The organism is Allohoeflea poritis (assembly GCF_027889715.1).
Lineage (GTDB): Bacteria > Pseudomonadota > Alphaproteobacteria > Rhizobiales > Rhizobiaceae > Hoeflea_A > Hoeflea_A poritis.
Genome location: NZ_JAPJZH010000003.1, coordinates 357915 through 376198, shown reverse-complemented (window position 1 = coordinate 376198; position 18284 = coordinate 357915). Strand labels below are relative to the sequence as shown.

General features: G+C 60.9%; 20 protein-coding genes. 11 read left to right on the top strand and 9 right to left on the bottom strand.

From position 1 onward, the window contains the following. Positions 1 to 64 precede the first annotated feature (64 nt). Entirely contained in the window at positions 65 to 748 is a 684-nt protein-coding gene (locus OOZ53_RS07125; protein WP_271088683.1) for an EthD domain-containing protein, read from the top strand. Between the two features lie 11 nt (positions 749 to 759). Here the strand turns inward: OOZ53_RS07125 and OOZ53_RS07120 are convergent, their stop codons facing one another. From OOZ53_RS07120 to OOZ53_RS07105, 4 genes are read right to left on the bottom strand one after another with little or no spacing between them, the layout of a single operon-like run. Continuing rightward, on the bottom strand, positions 760 to 1314 hold the full coding sequence (locus OOZ53_RS07120) for a nuclear transport factor 2 family protein (RefSeq protein WP_271088681.1): 555 nt from the start codon (positions 1312 to 1314) through the stop codon (positions 760 to 762). Between the two features lie 24 nt (positions 1315 to 1338). Next, positions 1339 to 2496, bottom strand: coding sequence for an acetyl-CoA acetyltransferase (locus OOZ53_RS07115; RefSeq protein WP_271088680.1), 1158 nt, complete (start codon positions 2494 to 2496; stop codon positions 1339 to 1341). After that, positions 2493 to 2867: a Zn-ribbon domain-containing OB-fold protein gene (locus tag OOZ53_RS07110; protein ID WP_271088679.1), complete on the bottom strand. Its 375-nt coding sequence runs from the start codon at positions 2865 to 2867 to the stop codon at positions 2493 to 2495. The genes OOZ53_RS07115 and OOZ53_RS07110 overlap by 4 nt, the downstream gene beginning before the upstream one ends. Before the next feature lie 9 nt (positions 2868 to 2876). Then, entirely contained in the window at positions 2877 to 4151 is a 1275-nt protein-coding gene (locus OOZ53_RS07105) for a CaiB/BaiF CoA transferase family protein (RefSeq protein ID WP_271088678.1), read from the bottom strand. 173 nt (positions 4152 to 4324) lie between these two features. Between OOZ53_RS07105 and OOZ53_RS07100 the strand changes: the two genes are divergently transcribed. The 5 genes from OOZ53_RS07100 to OOZ53_RS07080 are packed head-to-tail and all read left to right on the top strand — an operon-like array spanning position 4325 to position 8444. Beyond that, on the top strand, positions 4325 to 5086 hold the full coding sequence (locus OOZ53_RS07100; RefSeq protein ID WP_271088677.1) for an SDR family NAD(P)-dependent oxidoreductase: 762 nt from the start codon (positions 4325 to 4327) through the stop codon (positions 5084 to 5086). Positions 5087 to 5097: 11 nt separating this feature from the next. Then, positions 5098 to 6381 carry an aromatic ring-hydroxylating oxygenase subunit alpha gene (locus OOZ53_RS07095; RefSeq protein ID WP_271088676.1) on the top strand — a complete coding sequence of 428 codons (1284 nt, stop codon included), beginning with the start codon at positions 5098 to 5100 and terminating at the stop codon, positions 6379 to 6381. Beyond that, positions 6371 to 6832: a MaoC/PaaZ C-terminal domain-containing protein gene (locus tag OOZ53_RS07090; protein ID WP_271088675.1), complete on the top strand. Its 462-nt coding sequence runs from the start codon at positions 6371 to 6373 to the stop codon at positions 6830 to 6832. The genes OOZ53_RS07095 and OOZ53_RS07090 overlap by 11 nt, the downstream gene beginning before the upstream one ends. Further along, positions 6829 to 7575, top strand: coding sequence for a ThuA domain-containing protein (locus OOZ53_RS07085; RefSeq protein ID WP_271088674.1), 747 nt, complete (start codon positions 6829 to 6831; stop codon positions 7573 to 7575). Before OOZ53_RS07090 ends, OOZ53_RS07085 begins: the two co-directional genes overlap by 4 nt. Beyond that, the gene (locus OOZ53_RS07080; RefSeq protein WP_271088673.1) at positions 7572 to 8444 is read left to right on the top strand and encodes an alpha/beta fold hydrolase; all 873 of its coding nucleotides are present in this window, start codon (positions 7572 to 7574) and stop codon (positions 8442 to 8444) included. Before OOZ53_RS07085 ends, OOZ53_RS07080 begins: the two co-directional genes overlap by 4 nt. Here the strand turns inward: OOZ53_RS07080 and OOZ53_RS07075 are convergent. Together OOZ53_RS07075 and OOZ53_RS07070 are read right to left on the bottom strand one after the other, a co-directional pair. Further along, on the bottom strand, positions 8441 to 8764 hold the full coding sequence (locus OOZ53_RS07075; protein ID WP_271088672.1) for a Rieske (2Fe-2S) protein: 324 nt from the start codon (positions 8762 to 8764) through the stop codon (positions 8441 to 8443). The two genes, OOZ53_RS07080 and OOZ53_RS07075, sit on opposite strands and share 4 nt — an antisense overlap. 5 nt (positions 8765 to 8769) lie before the next feature. Next, positions 8770 to 9933, bottom strand: coding sequence for an acyl-CoA dehydrogenase family protein (locus OOZ53_RS07070; protein ID WP_271088671.1), 1164 nt, complete (start codon positions 9931 to 9933; stop codon positions 8770 to 8772). 132 nt (positions 9934 to 10065) lie between these two features. On the opposite strand from OOZ53_RS07070, the gene OOZ53_RS07065 reads away from it, so the two are divergent. From OOZ53_RS07065 to OOZ53_RS07055, 3 genes are read left to right on the top strand one after another with little or no spacing between them, the layout of a single operon-like run. After that, positions 10066 to 11031 (top strand): thiamine pyrophosphate-dependent dehydrogenase E1 component subunit alpha, encoded by a 966-nt coding sequence (locus OOZ53_RS07065; protein WP_271088670.1) that lies wholly within the window; start codon positions 10066 to 10068, stop codon positions 11029 to 11031. A gap of 11 nt (positions 11032 to 11042) precedes the next feature. Next, entirely contained in the window at positions 11043 to 12056 is a 1014-nt protein-coding gene (locus OOZ53_RS07060) for an alpha-ketoacid dehydrogenase subunit beta (RefSeq protein ID WP_271088669.1), read from the top strand. 1 nt (position 12057) lies between these two features. Next, positions 12058 to 13470, top strand: a complete 1413-nt coding sequence (locus tag OOZ53_RS07055; protein ID WP_271088668.1) for a 2-oxo acid dehydrogenase subunit E2 — start codon at positions 12058 to 12060, stop codon at positions 13468 to 13470. Positions 13471 to 13535: 65 nt separating this feature from the next. On the opposite strand, the gene OOZ53_RS07050 is transcribed toward OOZ53_RS07055, so the two are convergent. After that, complete coding sequence (locus OOZ53_RS07050; protein WP_271088667.1) at positions 13536 to 14222, bottom strand: GntR family transcriptional regulator; 687 nt, start codon at positions 14220 to 14222, stop codon at positions 13536 to 13538. Positions 14223 to 14452: 230 nt separating this feature from the next. Here OOZ53_RS07050 and OOZ53_RS07045 point away from each other — a divergent pair, with 230 nt between their 5' ends. Together OOZ53_RS07045 and OOZ53_RS07040 are read left to right on the top strand one after the other, a co-directional pair. Further along, positions 14453 to 14995, top strand: coding sequence for a VOC family protein (locus tag OOZ53_RS07045; RefSeq protein ID WP_271088666.1), 543 nt, complete (start codon positions 14453 to 14455; stop codon positions 14993 to 14995). A 9-nt stretch (positions 14996 to 15004) separates the two neighbouring features. Further along, positions 15005 to 15802, top strand: coding sequence for an SDR family oxidoreductase (locus OOZ53_RS07040; protein WP_271088665.1), 798 nt, complete (start codon positions 15005 to 15007; stop codon positions 15800 to 15802). On the opposite strand, the gene OOZ53_RS07035 is transcribed toward OOZ53_RS07040, so the two are convergent. Beyond that, positions 15793 to 17460 (bottom strand): class I adenylate-forming enzyme family protein, encoded by a 1668-nt coding sequence (locus tag OOZ53_RS07035; RefSeq protein WP_271088663.1) that lies wholly within the window; start codon positions 17458 to 17460, stop codon positions 15793 to 15795. The genes OOZ53_RS07040 and OOZ53_RS07035 overlap by 10 nt on opposite strands. Continuing rightward, on the bottom strand, positions 17457 to 18284 hold the full coding sequence (locus OOZ53_RS07030; RefSeq protein WP_271088662.1) for a ThuA domain-containing protein: 828 nt from the start codon (positions 18282 to 18284) through the stop codon (positions 17457 to 17459). Before OOZ53_RS07030 ends, OOZ53_RS07035 begins: the two co-directional genes overlap by 4 nt.

The following is an 18284-nucleotide window of genomic DNA, read 5'->3' as shown; positions in this document are numbered from 1 at the left end:
GGCGGCGGCCGGCTATTGCGTTGCTGCCGCGCAAATCGTCGGCAAATCGAGCGGAGGACAAGCTTTGCCAAAGGAACCGGCAAACAAGCGGGTGACGCTTATCATGCCAAGGGCAGACATGCCCCTTTCCCATTTCCATGCCCATTGGTCGGGTCCGCATGCGGCAATTGCCCGCGATCTGCCGGGCCTCGTCTGGTATGTGCAGAACCACGTGATGCGACAATTATGGTGCGCCCCCGGGCAGGTCCGCGATGTTCACGGCATCGCGGAGATTGCCTTTCGCGACCCGGGCGCGCTGCGCAACACCATCGAATCCTGGGTGCGCCTCGATGAACTTCGCGAGGATGAAAACCGCTTTGTCGGCGGGCGCATCGGCAATTGGTCCCGTCTTGTGGATGGCCCGCCCGAACTGTCGCAAAGGCGGATCATCGTCCTGTTGAGCCGGCCTGACGGCGCAACCGATCCCATCCCGGTTGAGAAGATTTCCGCGGCCGTCGAGGTGATCGGCGCGGTGGTTCCCTGCCATGCGGAAGAGACCGCAAACGAGCCGCCTGAACCCGGTGACGCGGCCGGTCCGGAGTGGTTCATATTCGCCGAGTTGCCCCTGGCGCAAAATTTCGACGAGCTGTCGTCGCCGGAGGGTCCGATCCTGCGTCACCTGGACGGTGTCGGCGCTTCGACAGCCGCTTACCTCGTCTATTCCGAGGCCAAGGTGCTGCCGGCCGATGTGCCGGAGGACAGCGCGTAGCGAATGCCGGATCAGCCGGTGAAGTGCTGTTCCCAGTTGTTATAGCTATCGAAGCTCTCGGGATAATCCGAAGGGCGATGGTCACCATAGGCCCGCATGCGCAGCTTCGAGCCGAGCGCCTCGCTATATTCCTCGACCGGGACATAATAGAGGAACTTCAAGACGCGGCTGGAGAATTGCCACACGCCGTCAACACGCCGATATTCGTCGTCGTAGCGAAGGCTGCCGACAAGCGTTTCGCCGTTGCGATGCGTTTCGGCATGGCAAAACACCTCACCGGTCGCACGGTCCGGATCGGATTCGTCGAACGTGATAATCGTGTCGTGGGTCCAGTGAACGGAGATATCGAGCACCGCAAAGCGCACGCGGTACATTTGCATGATTTCGTCGCGTCCCTTGCCGACCATCATGCCGTCCAGAGAGCGGACCTCGGCATCCTCGGCAAAGATTGAACTGAGAAGCGGCATGTCGCGGTCGTCGCAGGCTTTGCAGTACTTCGCGATAATCTCCATGATTGCATTGCGGCTCTCCAGCCGGTCGAGCCGTTTCAGTATGTCATCGTTCATGGTGTCTTCCTTTCAAAACGCGTTTCAAAGGGTCGCCTCGGTCCCGAAAACCAGCGTCGCCTGGCTCGACAGCAAGCCGCCATTGCCATGGCTTACCGCGATCTCGGCGCCTGAAACTTGCCGGTCGCCCGCGTCGCCGCGCAGTTGGCGAACGGCCTCGACCATGGTGAAGAGCCCGTACATGCCGGGATGATTGCATGACAGCCCGCCGCCATTGGTATTGACGGGCAGGGCACCGCCGGGGGCAATGGCGCCCGATTCCACAAAGCGTCCGCCTTCACCCTTGGGGCAAAAACCGAGGTCCTCCAGAAACAGGATCGTGTTGATCGTGAAGGCGTCGTAAAGCGCGACCAGATCGACATCGCTCGGGGAAATCCGCGCGCAGGCCATGGCCCGTGGGCCGGAAATGGCCGCGCCAGTGGTCGTCAGGTCCGGCATTGCCGCAATTTCCTTGTGTGTCACCGTCGCCGCGCCGCCGAGCAGTGGCACCGGTGCCCGGCAGGATCGGGCCTTGTCCATTCGCGTCATGACAATGGCCGCGGCGCCATCGGTGACAAGGCAGCAGTCCGATACGGAAAGCGGTGAGGAGACGATGCGGGCCGACAGAAACGCGTCCAGCGTTGCGCTTTCCCGGCGGAATGCCTCCGGATTGAGTTTCGCCCATTCGCGTGCGGCCAGCGCCACATGGGCGAGCTGTTCGCGCGTCGTACCGAAATCGTGCATGTGACGCGCGGCCGCCAGGGCATATCCGCCGACCGGCATCCGCGCTCCATGGGGCGCTTCGTAGGGCGAGGCCGTCAGCGCCGCGACCAGTTTTCCGGCTCCCGTACGCTGGTTCGATCCGTATGTGACCAGCGCGACGTCGATCAGGCCGACATCCAGCGCCAGGGCCGCATGGATGGCGTGGCAAAGGAAGGCCGAGCCGCCGGGGCGGTTGTTGTCGACAATGGCCGGCTGGATGCCGAAATATTCCGCCATGGCGAGCCCGCCGAGATAGTCGTCCGGCAGCGCCACGAACAGCCCGTCGACATCCGCGATGGAGAGCCCCGCATCGTCAAGGGCGCGGTAGCCCGCCTCGGCTGCCATCTCGAGCGACGAGACTCCGGGGCATTCGCCCAATCCATAGGTGGCGGCGCCCACGACCGCCGTGCGGCCGCGCGGAAAGGCGTCCTGCCAACTCACGGTGCGGGATCGAAGACGACCATCGGCGTCTCGCCTTCCGTCACGATGCGGGCGATGACCTTGTCGCCGATCGCGACATTCTCCGGATCGGCATTGGGCATGTGCGACAGCATCCGCGCACCTTCTTCAAGGTCGACAAGAACAATGACCCTGTCCGGATCCGGAGGCCTCTTCGGTTGAACGGTCACCGAATACACAATGCCGCGCCCGGATACCGGGAAAAAGTCGGTCAGCGTTCCGCCGTGACCGGGTGCGCGCAGCCGCGGCGGAAACACCGCGCGATCCGATAGCGGGTCGCGTTGCAGCATGAAGCGGCCCTGTGAGAGCTGCGCCAGGAACCTGGCCTGCGGATCGTTTATCGCTTCTGCCACAGCGCCGCCTCAGACGACTTTCTTTGCACGCAGGCCCTGGATGTCCTGATCGGTCAGGGTCAGGCGTTCCTTGAGAATGGTTTCTGTATCTTCGCCGGCAAGCGGTGGAGCCTTGGGATAGATCACCGGTGTGTCGGAAAACTTGAGCGGGCTTCCCACCACGCGCACCTCACCCATGACCGGGTGCTCAAGGGTCACGAACATGCCCCGCTCGAACAGCTGTTCATCACGCTCGATGTCGCCCATGTCGTTTATCGGTCCGCACGAGACCTTGGCGTTGTTGATCGCGTTCATCCAATGCTGCTTGTCGTGGTGCGACAATGCCTCCGTCATGTCGCGGGTCAACTCCCTCCGGTTCGCGAGCCGATCCCGGGAACGCGCATATTTCGGATCCGTCGCCCATTCCGGGTGCTCCAGCACCTCGGCCAGTCTCGCAAATTCCCGGTCATTGAAGGTGGCGATCAGGATATGGCCGTCCTTTACCGCGAAGACGCCGTTGGGAACCGCCGTCGGATGATCATTGCCGGTGCGCGGCAGGGGAGCGCGAGCGTTCAACCAGGCGGAAAGGGAATTCAGAAGGAGGGCGACCTGCGAATCCAGCAGAGCGATATCGATGTGCTGGCCGGTTCCGGATTTTTCACGATGCAGCAGGGCGGACAGAATGCCGATGACCGCATTGTTGCCGGCCGTGATATCGGCGATCGGAACGCCGACCCGCATCGGGCCGGCGCCGGTCATCCCCTCGGGCAGTCCGGTCACCGCCATTTGACCTCCCATCGCCTGCACCAGATAGTCATAGCCGGACCGGTCCGCATAGGGTCCGCTTTGTCCGAAGCCGGTGATCGAGCAAAAAATGAGCCCGGGGTTGATGGCCTTCAGGTCACCGTAGCCCAACCCGTAACGATCCAGGGTCCCGGTTCGGAAATTCTCGATGAGGACATCCGCTTCCTTGGCCAGTTCCCTGAGGATTTCCGCGCCTTCCGGCTGGGAAAAGTCCAGGGTCAGAGAATGCTTGCCGCGATTGACTGTCTGGAAATAGGTCGACTGTTCCAGGTCGGTCGTTGGAGACGTGACCCAGGGCGGCCCCAGTGTTCTGAGATCGTCGCCATCTCCGACCCGTTCGATCTTGATCACATCGGCGCCCAGATCTGCCAAGGTCTGGCCGGCGAGCGGCCCGGCGACAACCCGTGAGAGGTCCAGAACCTTGATCCCCGAAAGCACACCTTCGGCGCTCCCGTCCGCCTCGTCGGCCGAAGCCGCAGACTGATAAGACCTGTCGTCCACCTCGATACTCCCAATGATCCGCAACGCACCCGGAGCGGTGCTTATTTATGCGTATACGTCTTTTTTTATATACAATACAATATCCACGATATACAAGTAAAGATGGTCGTGAGGCGTGGACAATTCACCGGAATGTGTGAACCCTGTGCGCACAATTTGTGAGGAGCAAATCGATGGAGCTGGGCCTGAAGGGTCTCAAAGCGGCTGTTTCGGGCGGCTCACGCGGGATTGGCCGTTCGATTGCATCGCTGCTGGCCGAGGAGGGCTGCCACGTGTCGATCTGCGCAAGGGGCCAGGAGAACATCGACACCGCCATCGCGGAATTCGAAAGCAAGGGCGTACGCGCCATGGGACGGGCGCTGCAGGGGCGTGAAGGCGATGCCGTACGCGGATGGGTGCGCGACACGGTTGAAGAATTTGCAGGGCTGGACATTCTGATTGCCAATCTTTCCGCAGGTGGAGGCACCAACGAGGAGCGATACTGGTACCGCAATTTCGAGATCGACCTGATGAGCGCGACGCGCGCCGTCGAAGAAGCGTATCCGGCGCTCAAGGAAAGCGAGAACGCCTCCATACTGATCATCGCCACAATGGCCGCCAGCGAGACTTTTGTCGCCCCGATGGCCTACAATGCGATCAAGGCCGCGCTGGTTACCTGGTCCAAGCAACTGGCCGAGTTCTATCTGCCCAAGGGTATCAGGGTGAACTGTCTTTCGCCCGGCCCGACCATGTTCCCGGGATCGAACTGGGAAATGATCCAGGTGGCGCGTTCACGCACATATAGCGCGGCGATCCGCAAGCAACCGACCAGACGCATGGCCGAGGCCGAGGAAATTGCGCGCTCCGCGGTCTTCCTGGCAAGCCCGGCGGCAAGCTGGTGCGTCGGAACCCACCTTCTGGTTGATGGCGGATTTACCAAGGGTGTCCAATTCTGAGGATGATCGATATGGCAGTGAGCCGCATCAAGCCGGGTGATTTTACCAAGACACCGATCGACAAGACCGACGATCCCGATTTCGGGACAATGATGATCCCCAAGGAGCGGTATACGTCGCCGTCGTTCATGGCGCGGGAATGGGAGCGTTTGTGGTCGAAGGTCTGGCTTTGGGGGTGCGCCTCGGAGGATATCGAGGAAACGGGAGATTACATCGTCACGTCGATCGGCAGGGAAGAGATCATTCTCACCCGGCAGGCGGACGGCAGGGCCCGCGGGTTCTACAATGTTTGCCAGCACCGCGGAAACCGGATCATGATGGGGCAGGGCAACGCCACCAGCTTCCGGTGCAACTACCATCATTGGGAATACAGGATTTCGGGCGAATTCGAGAACATTCCCGACCTTGAGACGTTTCCCCAGGGCGCACCGCCCTGCGGCGGGCTGACCGAGGTTCGTGTCGAAGAATGGAACGGGTTCGTCTTTTTTAACCTCGACCCCGAGGCGGAGCCGCTCCTGGCATTTCTGGACCCGCTGGATGAACATCTCGGCCCCTATCATTTCGATCGCATGGTGAAAGTGACCGACTGGACCGCCGAATGGGACTGCAACTGGAAAACCAGTGTGGACGCGTTCAACGAAAGCTATCACGTACAGGGCATTCACCCCGAGCTCCTCTATTTCATCGAGGACAAGCATATCCAGATCGATACTTACGAGCGGCACAACCGCTATCTCATTCCGTTCTCGACGATCTCGCACCGGGTCAACGAGACCACGGAAATCCCGCATCTGATCAAGAATGCAATGAAGGACGCGGGTATGGATCCTGCGGATTTCGACGGACGGGTCAGCGAGGTGCGGGAGGCGCTCCAGAAGTTCAAGCGGAACCATGGGCCGGAAATGGGGCTCGACTATTCGGACCTGAATGACGAGCAGCTAACGGACGATTATCACTACATGATCTTTCCGAACATCACGATGAACATCCATGCCGATGATCTGATGCTGTTCCGCCAGCGGCCGCACGAAACCGATCCGGACAAGATGTATTTCGACGTCCAGATGTTCAAACTCCTGAAGAAGGATGAAGAGCGGCCCCGCAAGCCCCGCAACGAACGGTTCAAACATGGCGAGCGCAGTATGGGCCTTGTTATCGACCAGGACGCGGCAAATCTGCCGGGCGTTCAAAGAGGGATGCATTCGGAAGCCTTCGACGGCCTGTGGCTGGGCGACCAGGAACTTCGCATCCGGCACTTCCACAAGGTTTTGATGGATTACATCGGTGACGACTGATTCCCGCCGCCTGAAAAAATGGGAAGAACTGGAAATCGGCGAGGAAACGTGTTCCTCGCCACGCACGGTGACGCAAGCCGACATGATCGCCTTCGCGGATCGCTATGATCCGCAGTTCTTCCACAACGACCCGGTGGCGGCAAGGGACTCGCTCTTCGGTGAACTGGTCGCCAGCGGTATCTACACGGCCGCGCTCTGGCGGATCATGGATCACGAGGTCAATGGCGACATCGACTGGGTCTGCGGCGTCCAATGGGACCATGTGCGCTGGCGGCGCGCGGTGCGCGCCAGGGACACGCTTGTCGCCCGTTCGAAGCTGACGTCCAAGCGGCCGTCCGAAAGCCGGCCCGGCGTCGGACTTGCCGTTCTGGACCACTGGGTGGAAAACCAGGACGGAGAGGTCGTCTTTTCGTTTACTTCCACCGATCTCGTCTACAGGCGGACGGCATGAGCAAGCGCATCGCGGTTCTGCTCATAGTCGGCGGGCGATGGCACGACATGGACCATGCACGCCTGGAGCTTCTGACGTTCCTTGCCGAACATGACCGGCTGCGCGTGACCGTTCGCGAAACCTATGAGGCCGACGACATTCGCAATGCGGCGATGATCCTGTCCTATACATGCGACGTTGTCCCGGACGACACCGCGCTGGCGGCGCTCGGGGACTTTTTCGACAAAGGTGGGCGCTGGTTCGCCCTGCACGGCACCAACAGCCGAATGATCGTCGAGGCGGACAAGGCCGTTGTCTGTCCGCCTTTGCCCCAGGCGATGCTCGACATGCTGGGGAGCCAGTTTGCTGCCCATCCCGCGCCGGGAACCTTCAAGGTCGAGCCGACGGGCAGTGGCCACCCGCTCATCGACGGGATCGGGCCGTTTCGGGTCTCGGACGAGCAATATCTGCAACACCATCTGCCCGGCAACGAGGTCCTCTTGACGACGCGATTTGAAGGTCCGACCCCGTTGTTCGAGGTATCGGACTGGCCGGAAACGGACCATCAGGTCATGTATCTGCGCAAGGTGGGCAAGGGAATGGTTCTTTACTTGACGCTTGGGCACACGCGCGGGCGCTACGATATGCGTCCGATCACGGAAGATTATCCGTTTGTCGAACGCGGGTCTTGGCCGCATCCCGACTTTCGCGAACTGCTGCGGCGGGGCATTTGCTGGGCGATGAAGGATCCGCGATACGCATGAAGCACAGCCAGTCCGATGCCACGCCACGGCGGATGGCGTTTTCCATGGATGACGGGGTGCGTCTGCTTGGCGAGGCCTATGGCGATGCTGAAAAGGCGGGTGTTCTGCTTGCCCATGGCGGCGGTCAGACACGGTATGCCTGGAGCCGCGTGGCGCAGCGCCTCGGTAAGGCGGGATGGCATGCGCTGGCGCTTGACTTGCGCGGTCATGGAGAAAGCGACTGGGACAAGGCACGGAACTACACTTTGGAGCGCTACGGGCTGGACCTTGCGGCGGTTGCCGCGAGCTTTTCCACGCCACCTGTGCTCGTCGGGGCTTCGCTGGGCGGCAATGCCGGCCTGTTGACCGCAGGACGGTTTGCGGCCGGCGCAATCAGGGCCCTCGTGCTGGTCGACATAACGCCGAAGCTCGATCAGGACGGTGTCGACAAAGTCCTTGGTTTCATGGGTCGTCATCTGGAGGACGGGTTCGAAAGTTACGAAGAGGCGGCAAAGGCGATCTCCGACTATCTTCCGGAACGAAAGGGGCGGCAATCGAATGCCGAAAGCCTTGCCCGGTACCTGCGCCCCCGGCCGGACGGGCGTCTTGCCTGGCACTGGGATCCGGCTTTCATCATCGGACGGCGCTCTTCTCGCCTGCAGGAAGACACCGTCAAGTCACTTGAGTCCGCGCTGGCGGCCATTCAGGTGCCGATCCTCCTGGTACGCGGCTCGAACAGCGAACTCGTCAACGACGAAAGCGTCTCTCATTTTCTCGAGCTTGCACCGCATGCCGCGTTCCGCGACGTGACCGGCGCGGGCCACATGATTGTCGGCGACCGCAATGATGTCTTCGCCGAGATGCTGGATGACTTCCTCGGCTCGCTTTAGCTGGGCCGCACGAGAACCCGCCGTCCGTCGATCTTCACCTCGAACCTGGGCAGGTTGGGACAAGCGTTCTTCGCCTTTCCGGTCCGAATGTCGAACCGGGCGCCGTGGTGCGGGCAGGTGATTTCATTCCCCTCCACACGACCGCCCTCGAGCTTGCCCATGCTGTGGGTGCAAAAGCCGGAAAATGCGACAATATCGCCGGCGCTGTCACGGGCAAGCATGATCTCCTGCGACCCGATGGATGTGAAAAAAACACCCTTCAAGGGCACCTGCATGGTCGAACAGGCGTCCTCGAAGTTCTTCTGACGTGCCGCCGCCAATGCCGCTATCCCGCCCGCTGGTTGAACCGCCGCCCGACCATGGCCGAAGCGATGTTGATTTTCTGGATATCGATCGCACCGCCCGCAATTCCCCAGCCCCAGCTGTCGCGCAGCCGGCGTTCCATCGGATATTCCTTCGAATAACCATAGCCGCCCATGAGCTGGACAGCCGCGCCCGTCACCTCGCGGCTGATCTCGTTTGCAAAGCACTTGGCGAGCGAACTGTCGAGGATTGATGGCATGCCGTCCTCGGCGTTCTTTGCCGCACGGTGAATGAGCAAGCGGGCCGCCTCGACCCGCAGCTTCATCTCCGCGAGCTTGATTTGAACGGCCTGGAACTCGACGATGGGTCGACCGAACTGCTTGCGCTCCTGGACGTAGCCCAGCACGTCCTCCAGCGCGCCGGAGGCCTGGCCGAGCGACATGGTCGCATTGCCGCACCGTTCCAGGTCGAACGCTTCCATGAGTTTCTTGAACCCGCCGCCCGGCACAATGACCGCGTCCAGGGGAAGTTCGACATTGTCAAAATACAGGTCGGATGACGGCACGCCCCGAAAGCCCATAAGCTCTTCCTGCGGGCCGAAACTGAGGCCGGGATTGTCCTTTTCGACGTAAACCGCTCCGATTCCCTTGGCGCCCGGTACCGCGTCAAAGCGGCAATAGACAACATAGCCATCCGCGTGGCCGCCGCCCGAGCACCAACGCTTGGTTCCGTTCAAAATGACCTTGTCGCCGTCAATGCGGGCATTGGTGCGAAGGTCGGTCAGCGCCGAACCCGCATCGGGCTCGGACATGGACACGGCCACAACGATATCTCCGGAGCACATGCGTGGAATGACCCGCCTGCGAAGGCTTTCGGGGGCAAAATGCTCGATGGCGCGGACCGGTCCGACGCAGGATTCGAATATCGGGAACGCGACCGCCGAGCTGATCTTGGCGAATTCCTCGACGACCAGCAGCGCTTCCAGGTTGCCGAGACCGAGCCCGCCATACTCCCGTGAAACGTTGATGCCCAGGAAACCCATTTCTGCAAACCGTTTGAGCCAATCGTGCGGAACCGGCGTGGATTTTTCCTCCAGTTCCCGGGCAAGGTCGCCCAATTGTTCCTTTGCGAAACGGCTTGCGGCAGCCTGCAGGCTCTTCTGGTCATCGGTCAGTTGGAAATCCATCTGGCCACTCTCCTACCGGTCTGTGAATACAAAAACATGTCTTTACATATACAATAAAACCTGAGATTAGTATTGAAAATCACGCGATGAGCGAAAAAAGTTTGGCCCGGCGCGGGCACAAAGGGAAAGCCCATGCAACAGAATCCTGACCAGATACGCCGTTCCTACCGGCAGATGCGGTTGATCAGGGAATTTGAAGAGCGGCTGCATATCGAAAACCCCAAGGGAGAGATCGCCGGGTTCACCCATCTTTATTCAGGTCAGGAAGCAATCGCGGTGGGGGTTTGCGAAAACCTCCGAGAGCACGACTACATCATATCGACCCACCGCGGACACGGTCATTGCCTGGCGCGCGGATGCGACCCTAAAGGCATGATGCACGAGATTTACGGGCGTGCCGACGGGCTGTGCAAGGGGCGCGGCGGCTCCATGCATATCGCTGATCTCACCAAGGGCATGCTCGGCGCAAACGGGATTGTGGGTGCGGGCCAGCCGATTGCCGTCGGCGCCGCGGTCGCCTGCAAGGCGCGGGGCGACGGTTCGATCTCGGTGAGCTTCACCGGCGATGGCGCGTCCAATCAGGGCACGGTATTCGAGGCGATGAACATGGCGGTGGTGCTGAAGCTGCCAAAGCTTTTCGTGCTCGAGGACAATGGCTATTCCGAGCACACGGGATCTTCCTACGGCATCGGCGGAGATCTCAAAACCAGAACCGAGGGCTTTGGCATTCCCGTCTGGGAAGCGGACGGATTTGACTATTTTTCCGTATACGAAGCGGCGGAAAAAGCTGTCGCCCATTGCCGGGCTGGCGAGGGACCGAGCGCGGTCCTTGCGACCGCGACCCGCTATTTCGGCCATTTCGAGGGCGATCCGCAGCACTATCGCCACAAGGATGAAGTGGCGAATTTTCGCGAAACCGTCGATGCGTTGAAGCAAGTCCGCGAGAAGGTGACCGAAGCGGGGATACTCAGTTCCGGCGAACTGGATGAAATCGATGCCGAGGTGCTTTCGCTCATCGATGACTGTGTCGAAAGTGCGCGCACCGGGCCGGCGCCGGGCGCGGACATCATGATGTCTGATGTCTATATCGAATACTGAGGAATTTCGACATGGGTGAAATGACAATGCGCGATGCGCTGAACGCGGCTCTCAAGGAGGAGATGGAGCGGGACGACAGTGTTATCGTCATGGGTGAGGACGTATCGGGCGGTGCCGGCGGCACGTCCGGCAAGCGCGATGCGGCAGGCGGGATTTTCGGTGTGACCAAGGGCCTGTTGCCGCAATTTGGCGAAGACCGCGTGATCGACACGCCGATCTCTGAAAGCGCCATCGTCGGGCTTGCGAACGGAGCCGCCCTGGCCGGCATGCGCCCGGTGGCCGAGCTGATGTTCGCCGACTTCGTTGGCGTATCGTTCGACCAGATCTTTAACCAGATGGCCAAGTTTCGGTACATGTTCGGCGGCAAGGCCAAGACACCGGTGGTGCTTCGCATGGCCATGGGAGCCGGCATGAACGCCGCCGCGCAGCACAGCCAGACCATCTACCCGATCCTGTCGTCGGTGCCGGGCCTCAAAGTGTGTGTGCCCTCGTCGCCGGCAGATGCGAAGGGTATGTTGAAGCAGGCGATCCGGGACGACGATCCGGTCGTCTTTTTCGAACACAAGGCACTCTACGCCCGCAAAGGTCCCGTGCCGGACGGCGATATCGTTGTACCGTTCGGCGAGGCCGCGCTGCTGCGCGAGGGGCGGGATGTGACTGTGGTCGCCATTGCGCGCATGGTGCAATTCGCGGCCAAGGCCGTCGACAAGCTCGCCGAGGAAGGCATTACCTGCGATCTCATTGATATGCGCACGACATCGCCCATCGACGAGGAGACGATCCTTGAGAGCCTGTCCCAGACCGGGCGTCTGGTCGTGGTCGACGAATCGAACCCGATCTGTTCGATCGCCTCCGAAATTGCCGGGCTGGCGGCGTCCGAGGGCTACCACGATCTGATGGCGCCGGTTCAAAAAGTCACGGCGCCGCACACGCCGGTTCCTTTCGCCCGCGAACTGGAGCGCATGTATGTGCCGGGCCCGGCAAACATCGAAGCTGCCATCCGATCCGTCCTGGAAAACGAGTAGCATGACAAAGATTACCCCGGTCACGCTCCCCAAGTGGGGGCTTGAAATGTACGAAGGCACGGTAACGGCATGGCATCTTGCCGAGGGCGACAATGCCGAGAAAGGTGCGGAACTCGTCGACATCGAAACGGACAAGATCGTCAACAGCATGGAGGTCGAGGTTCCGGGGACGTTGCGCCGGATTATCGTGCCGGAGGGCGAGGTCGCTCCGGTCGGCACCCTTATCGCGGTGCTCGCCGATCCATCCGTCGACGACGCAGAGATTGACGGCTTCATTTCCGCGTTTGAACCGGTCGATGCGGGTTTCGAACCCTCCGATGAGGCACCGCAAGAAAACGCCTCCCAAGGCACCGCAGCGGCGACGCCCGTCGCGCCGGACGTGAAGGCGTCGCCGCTGGCCCGCAGAGCCGCCGAACAGGCCGGGATCGACATTACGACGATCAAGGGCACCGGACACGGCGGCAAGGTGTTGCACGACGATGTTGCCCGCGGCACGGGTCCGTCGAAATCGGCGGAGGAAATCCGGGCGGAAAACGAGACCGTCAATGCAAGCCCCAACGCGCGAAAATTTGCCAATGAAGTGCGATTGTCCCTGGCCGGACTTTCCGGCACCGGGCGAAGGGGCCGGATTTCCCTGGGCGATGCTGAAGAGGCGGCCATTGCGGCGGGCCTTTGGTCCCGTCCGGTGAAAACAGAACGTCGATCCGCACGCAGGGCATCCCGGCTGCGGGCCGGCGTGGAGCAGCCTTTTACCGGCATGCGAAAATCGATTGCGACCGCACTCGTCGCCTCGAAACAGACGGTGCCGCATTTCTACACGATCGTCGACATCCGGATCGACGCTCTCAAGGATCTCCGTCAGCGCATCAACGCCTCCGGCGATGCATCGAAAGTCTCGGTCAACGATCTGCTGATTCGGGCAACGGCACTGGCGCTCAAGGAGCATCCCGAGGTGAACGTCCACGTCTCCGACAACGGTGTGACCGTATTCGAAGCCGCGGACATTTGCATCGCGGTTGCTGTGCAAGGCGGGCTGATCACGCCGGTCCTGCGCGATGCCGGAAACCGGACGCTTCAGGACATCGCCGTCATGTCGGCCGATCTCGCGGCCCGCGCACGCTCGCGCCAGCTTGAGGCGCCCGAACTGAAGGGTGGCACTTTCACGGTGTCCAATCTGGGCATGTACGGTGTGCGCGAATTCGATGCGATCATCAATGCACCGCAAGGCGCCATTCTGGCTGTTGGCGGCCCGCGGCGCGAGGCGATCGAGGATCCAAACGGAGGTATCGGATTTGCCACTGTTATTTCGGTGACGCTATCGGCGGATCATCGTGCGATCGATGGGGTGCTGGCGGCGCAATTCCTGGCAACGCTCAAGCGGCTGCTGGAAAATCCCGGTCAACTGGAAGACTGACCGCGGATCGGCTCAACGAGATATCAAGGTGCCTTGCTGTCCTTCGACATTGATGATGCGCAGATTCAACCCGCCGCGTTCAGCTGTTTCGCCTTGTGATCGCCGATGGCGATATACTCGGCAAGAACGTCACCTTGTACATTGGTATGCTTGCGGAACAGATCGGCGGCCAATTCGAAATCGCCGGCGACGATTGCTTCCATGATCGCCTCGTGATCACGCAGATTGTTTTCGCTGCGCCCGGGATAGTTCAACTGGAAGCGCCGATAAGGCACAAGTTTGATGCCGAGCCTGTTGGTCGTATCGATCAATTCCTGGTTGTACGTGCCTTCGATCACCATGAGGTGGAACTTGCGGCTGAGGGTGTAGTATTTGTCATGGTCCCCGGCCTCGTAGGCAACGACCGATTGCTCGTGCAATTTGCGCAGCGCCGAACGTTCTTGCGTTGTCATCCGCCGGGCAGCGAACTTCGCGCAGATACCTTCGAGCTCGGACATGACTTCGAAGAGACGTATCATGTCCGGCAGGTCGATTTGTGTGACGATTGCACCGTGGCGCGGTTTCTTTTCGACCAGACCCGACTGGATCAGCTGCAGCATTGCTTCGCGCACCGGTGTCCGGGAAACCGAAAAGCGTCGCGCCAGGGCTTCCTCATCTAGAGATGTGCCGGGTGGAAGCCGCCCGGAAAAAATGTCGCCCTCAAGCGAAACCCGTACGGATTCAGCATGTGTTTTTCCAGCTGTCTTTACCATGCGGCAGTCTTCCCTCAATTGCACCTGAATGCGGTGCGTATTCTCGTATATAGTCAATAGCATTATGGATAATGCAATTTCCAGCCCGAAATATTCCAGTTATGTCCACAGGATCAGCAGTTCGATCCCCATTTGCAGACTCTCCCATCGTTAAAAGGCGCACATACGGACTATCGAAAACCCACCAATTGTATTATTAATAAGCTATTAATGTATACGGGAGGTTTCCTATGAGCCGGATTTTCGACGATGTGCGCCAGATCGCATATGTGACCGACGACATGGACCGTACTCTCGATTTTTTGCACAAGACGGCCGGGATCGGGCCATGGTTCGTGGCCTGGGACATTCCGGTTCTGGAATGCAGCTATCACGGCGCACCGATCGCGTTGAAAATCGACGCGGCATTGGCGAATTCAGGCGACATGCAGATCGAGATTATCCGGCAGAACAGCCCCGCTCCATCGTTGTTTACGGAGCTTTCGGACCGGCACGGATTTGGCCTTGTGCCGCATCACTATTCTTCGTGGAGCGCGAATTATGACACGGTCATGCGCAAGGCGCTTGCCAATGGATTCACCAAGGCACAGGAGGGTCGTTCGCGCTACGGAAATTTCGTCTATTACCAGCATCCGGACCAGACGGACTTCATATTCGAAGTGACCGAACTGACTGCCGAGCGGGCATCGATATTCGATCAGATCAGGCAGGCGGCGATCAACTGGGACGGGCAAAAACCGATACGCGACGGCTGGCCGGAACCGCAACTCTAGGAGGCCGCGATGCAACTGAAAGGAAAACGCGCCGTCATTCTCGGGGCTGCGGGCGAGGGTAATCTCGGGCAGGTCACAGCACGCCGGTTCGCAAAGGAGGGCGCCACGGTTCTGGTCGCCGGGCGCAATGAAGCGCCGCTTGCAGCGCTGTCGGAAGAGATCGGTGGGCACGCAGCGCTTTGCGATATCACACGGGAGAAAGACCTGGCGGCACTTTCCGCTAAGGCGGTTGAGTGGATGGGCGGCGTCGACATTGCCGTCAACACCACCGGCTGGGGACTGCTGACGCCGTTTCTCGACACCACGCGGGCGGAGCTTGAGCGCATGACGGCGTTGCAGTTCATCGGGCCATACCAGTTCTTTCAGGCGATGCTTCGCGTGATGAACGATGACGGTTGCGTCGTGCAGGTCTCCAGCGCGACAGCGACGATCATGATGGAAGACCACGCCGCCTATATGGGCACCAAGGCGGGGATGGACCATGTGATCCGGTGCATCGCCAACGAGTTCGGCACCCGCGGCATCCGCGCCAACTGCGTTGCGCCGGGCTTCACGGCTTCACCCATGACGGCAAGGGCGGCGCGCAATGCTGCGGTGGTTGGCGCGTTTGCGCGTGAATATCCTCTGGGCCGGGTCGGCACGCTTGAGGATACGGCCGAGGGGATTACCTGGCTTTGTACGGACGGGTGCTTCGTGACCGGCGAGGTTCTGCAGGTCAATGGCGGGCTTACGCTGCGCCGCAACCCGACAAATGCAGAGATCGTCGCCGCCGCAAAGGCAGCGAAGGAGCAGCCGGGTCAGGCCTGATCGGCCGGTTTTCCGGGTTCGATCTTCTCGCTTTGGGAGAAGTCTCGCGGGAGTTTGAATTTCTGTATCTTGGTCGTCGACATCGGCCAGCTATCCACGAAGCGCACATAGCGCGGGATCTTGTAACGCGCGATCCTGCCGACGCAGTGGTCGACCAACTCCCGCGGTGTCATGCGCGCGTTTTCGGCCAGTTGCACATAGGCGGCCGCGACTTCAACCAGATGGTCGTCAGGAACACCGATGACCTGGGCGATCCGGACATACGGATGGGAGCAAAGCCAGGTCTCGATCTCCAGCGCGGCGACATTCTCGCCGCCGATTTTCAGCATGTCCTTCAGGCGCCCCTCGTAGACGATGCATCCGTCCGCCCGGACATGCCCCATATCGCCGGTTCGCAGCCAGCCGTCGACCAGGGCACGATCCGTTGCCTCGGCATCCTTGAAATATCCCTCGAAAACGGGCCAGCCCGATAGCCAGATTTCACCGCGCTCACCGGGTGCAAGGTCGCATAGGGTTTCAGGGTCGACCGCCTTCGCGGCGACGCCGGCAAAGGGCCGGCCCGATACGTTCAACGCCTCTTCGGGCGGGTCTGCCGGATCGGTGAAGCAGGGCACGCCGGTCGCTTCGGTCAATCCGTAGGCATTGATGTATTGCGCCGATGGAAAGGCGCGCGTGTATTTCTCCATGGTCTTTGCCGGGCCCACGCAGTGCAGGAAACGAAGCGCGGAACAATCGCGCCCGGCGAAGTCCGTGTGGCCGATCAACTGATTGACCAGCGTGGGGAAGCTGAGATAGCCGAAGGTGACGCGTTCCTCGTCCATAAGCCGCAGCACCTCGCCGGGCTCGAAATGCGCTGTCGAAAACAGGGCCGCACCCGAGGCGCGGCTGGCCGACATCGGCAGCATTGCGGACATATGGAAGAACGGCAGCGGATTCATGACGCGGTCGCCGCAGGACAGGTCAAAACGCTCGGCAAAGGCCGCGCCAATCATGCCGAGTGAGCGATGGCTGATAAGACATGCCTTGGGCCGCGACGTGGTTCCGGATGAATACATCATCAAGGCTGGCGCGTCCGGTGATGCTTCATCGCCAAGCCTTTCGACGAGCGCCGGATCGATGGTGTCGGCTGCCTCCAGGAAAGCCGCTTCGGTGTGCCATCCGGTCTCGTGCGGATACGCAAGCGCGTAGATCGCCCGCAGGCGAGGCGCGTCGGTCAGGTGGAGGCGGCCCGCCCGCCAGTCTCCAAGATCGGGATAGATGCGGGTGAGCATGGCGTGGAAATCAAGATGCGGCAGCGCATGACCGCCGATGAAAAGCACGTCCATGTCGGAGTGCCGGATCGCATAGGCGAGTTCATCGTCCCTGAACCGCGCATTCACCGTCAGGGCCGTCGCGCCGATGAAACCGCAGGCATAAAACAGCCGCGCATAGTCGACGCAATTGGGCATGAGAATGCCGACATGGTCACCGGATTTAACCCCGGCGGCGATCAGTCCGCGCGCCCATAGCCGGGCGTCGTCAAGAAGCGAGCGCCAGGAGAGCCGTGTGCCGTCGATCAGCAGGGCAGTTGCGTCGGGCCATTTGTGTGCGGCATCGGCAAGCGTTTGCGCCGACGTTTTCCGGCCGGCCGCAACAACCCTCGCAGACGGGCCGGTCATGCGGCGTTTCTGGCCCAGCGGGCAGCCTCGTCGCTGGTAACCCAGTCGACGGCATTCCTCACAAGGGTCCGGAAATTTTCATTGCCGAACGTCTTGCCGTCATTGCCCATCTGGACGGTCACGGTCGGAGCGTTTCCGGAACGTTTGGCCCAGGCCACGAGATTGGTGCCGGGACCGTGTGTCCAGCCATCGCGGGTCCACATGCGGGCCTCAAGCGCGTTTTTTGCGGAATAGAACTCATCCATCGTGAAGCGGTGTTCCGCCGCAAGAAGCGGGATCAGATCGTCGCCCGTCTCGAGCATCTCGAAAAGATAGAGCTCGTCGGTGACCTCAAATCCATCGCCGAGCCCCGAGGTGACGGGGTGCTTGGCCAGCACCTTGGCGCGATACGTCGCCGGGAACAGGTAGCCGCTGTCGGGGTAGGGGCGATCCTTGTAGGTTCCGGGTTGATAAAAGAAGCGGGCGCCGATCGCCTCGGCATAGGGATCCCAGGTCGGCCAGCCCGCCATAGCGTGGTGGAGGAAGATCATGGGTTTGCCGGCATCGAGCAGCGCCGTGAACCCTGCCTTCATCGTCTCCGGCGGGTCGAACAATGCCGGGGGCTCCGGCGTCCGGAATTGCAGGCCCGGCACGTCATAGAAAAGAATGGCATCGAAGTCGGCGCAGCCCTCGGGCGAGAGCAGGGCCGCTGTCGCAGGCTGTTCGATATGCGTCCAGGTCATGCCCCGCATCGCATCGAACATGTCGCTGAAGGCGTTTCGGTCAAAGGGGTGCCCCTTGGTCGAAACGAGCAGGTTCAAAGGTGAGTCGTAGCGGATAACCAC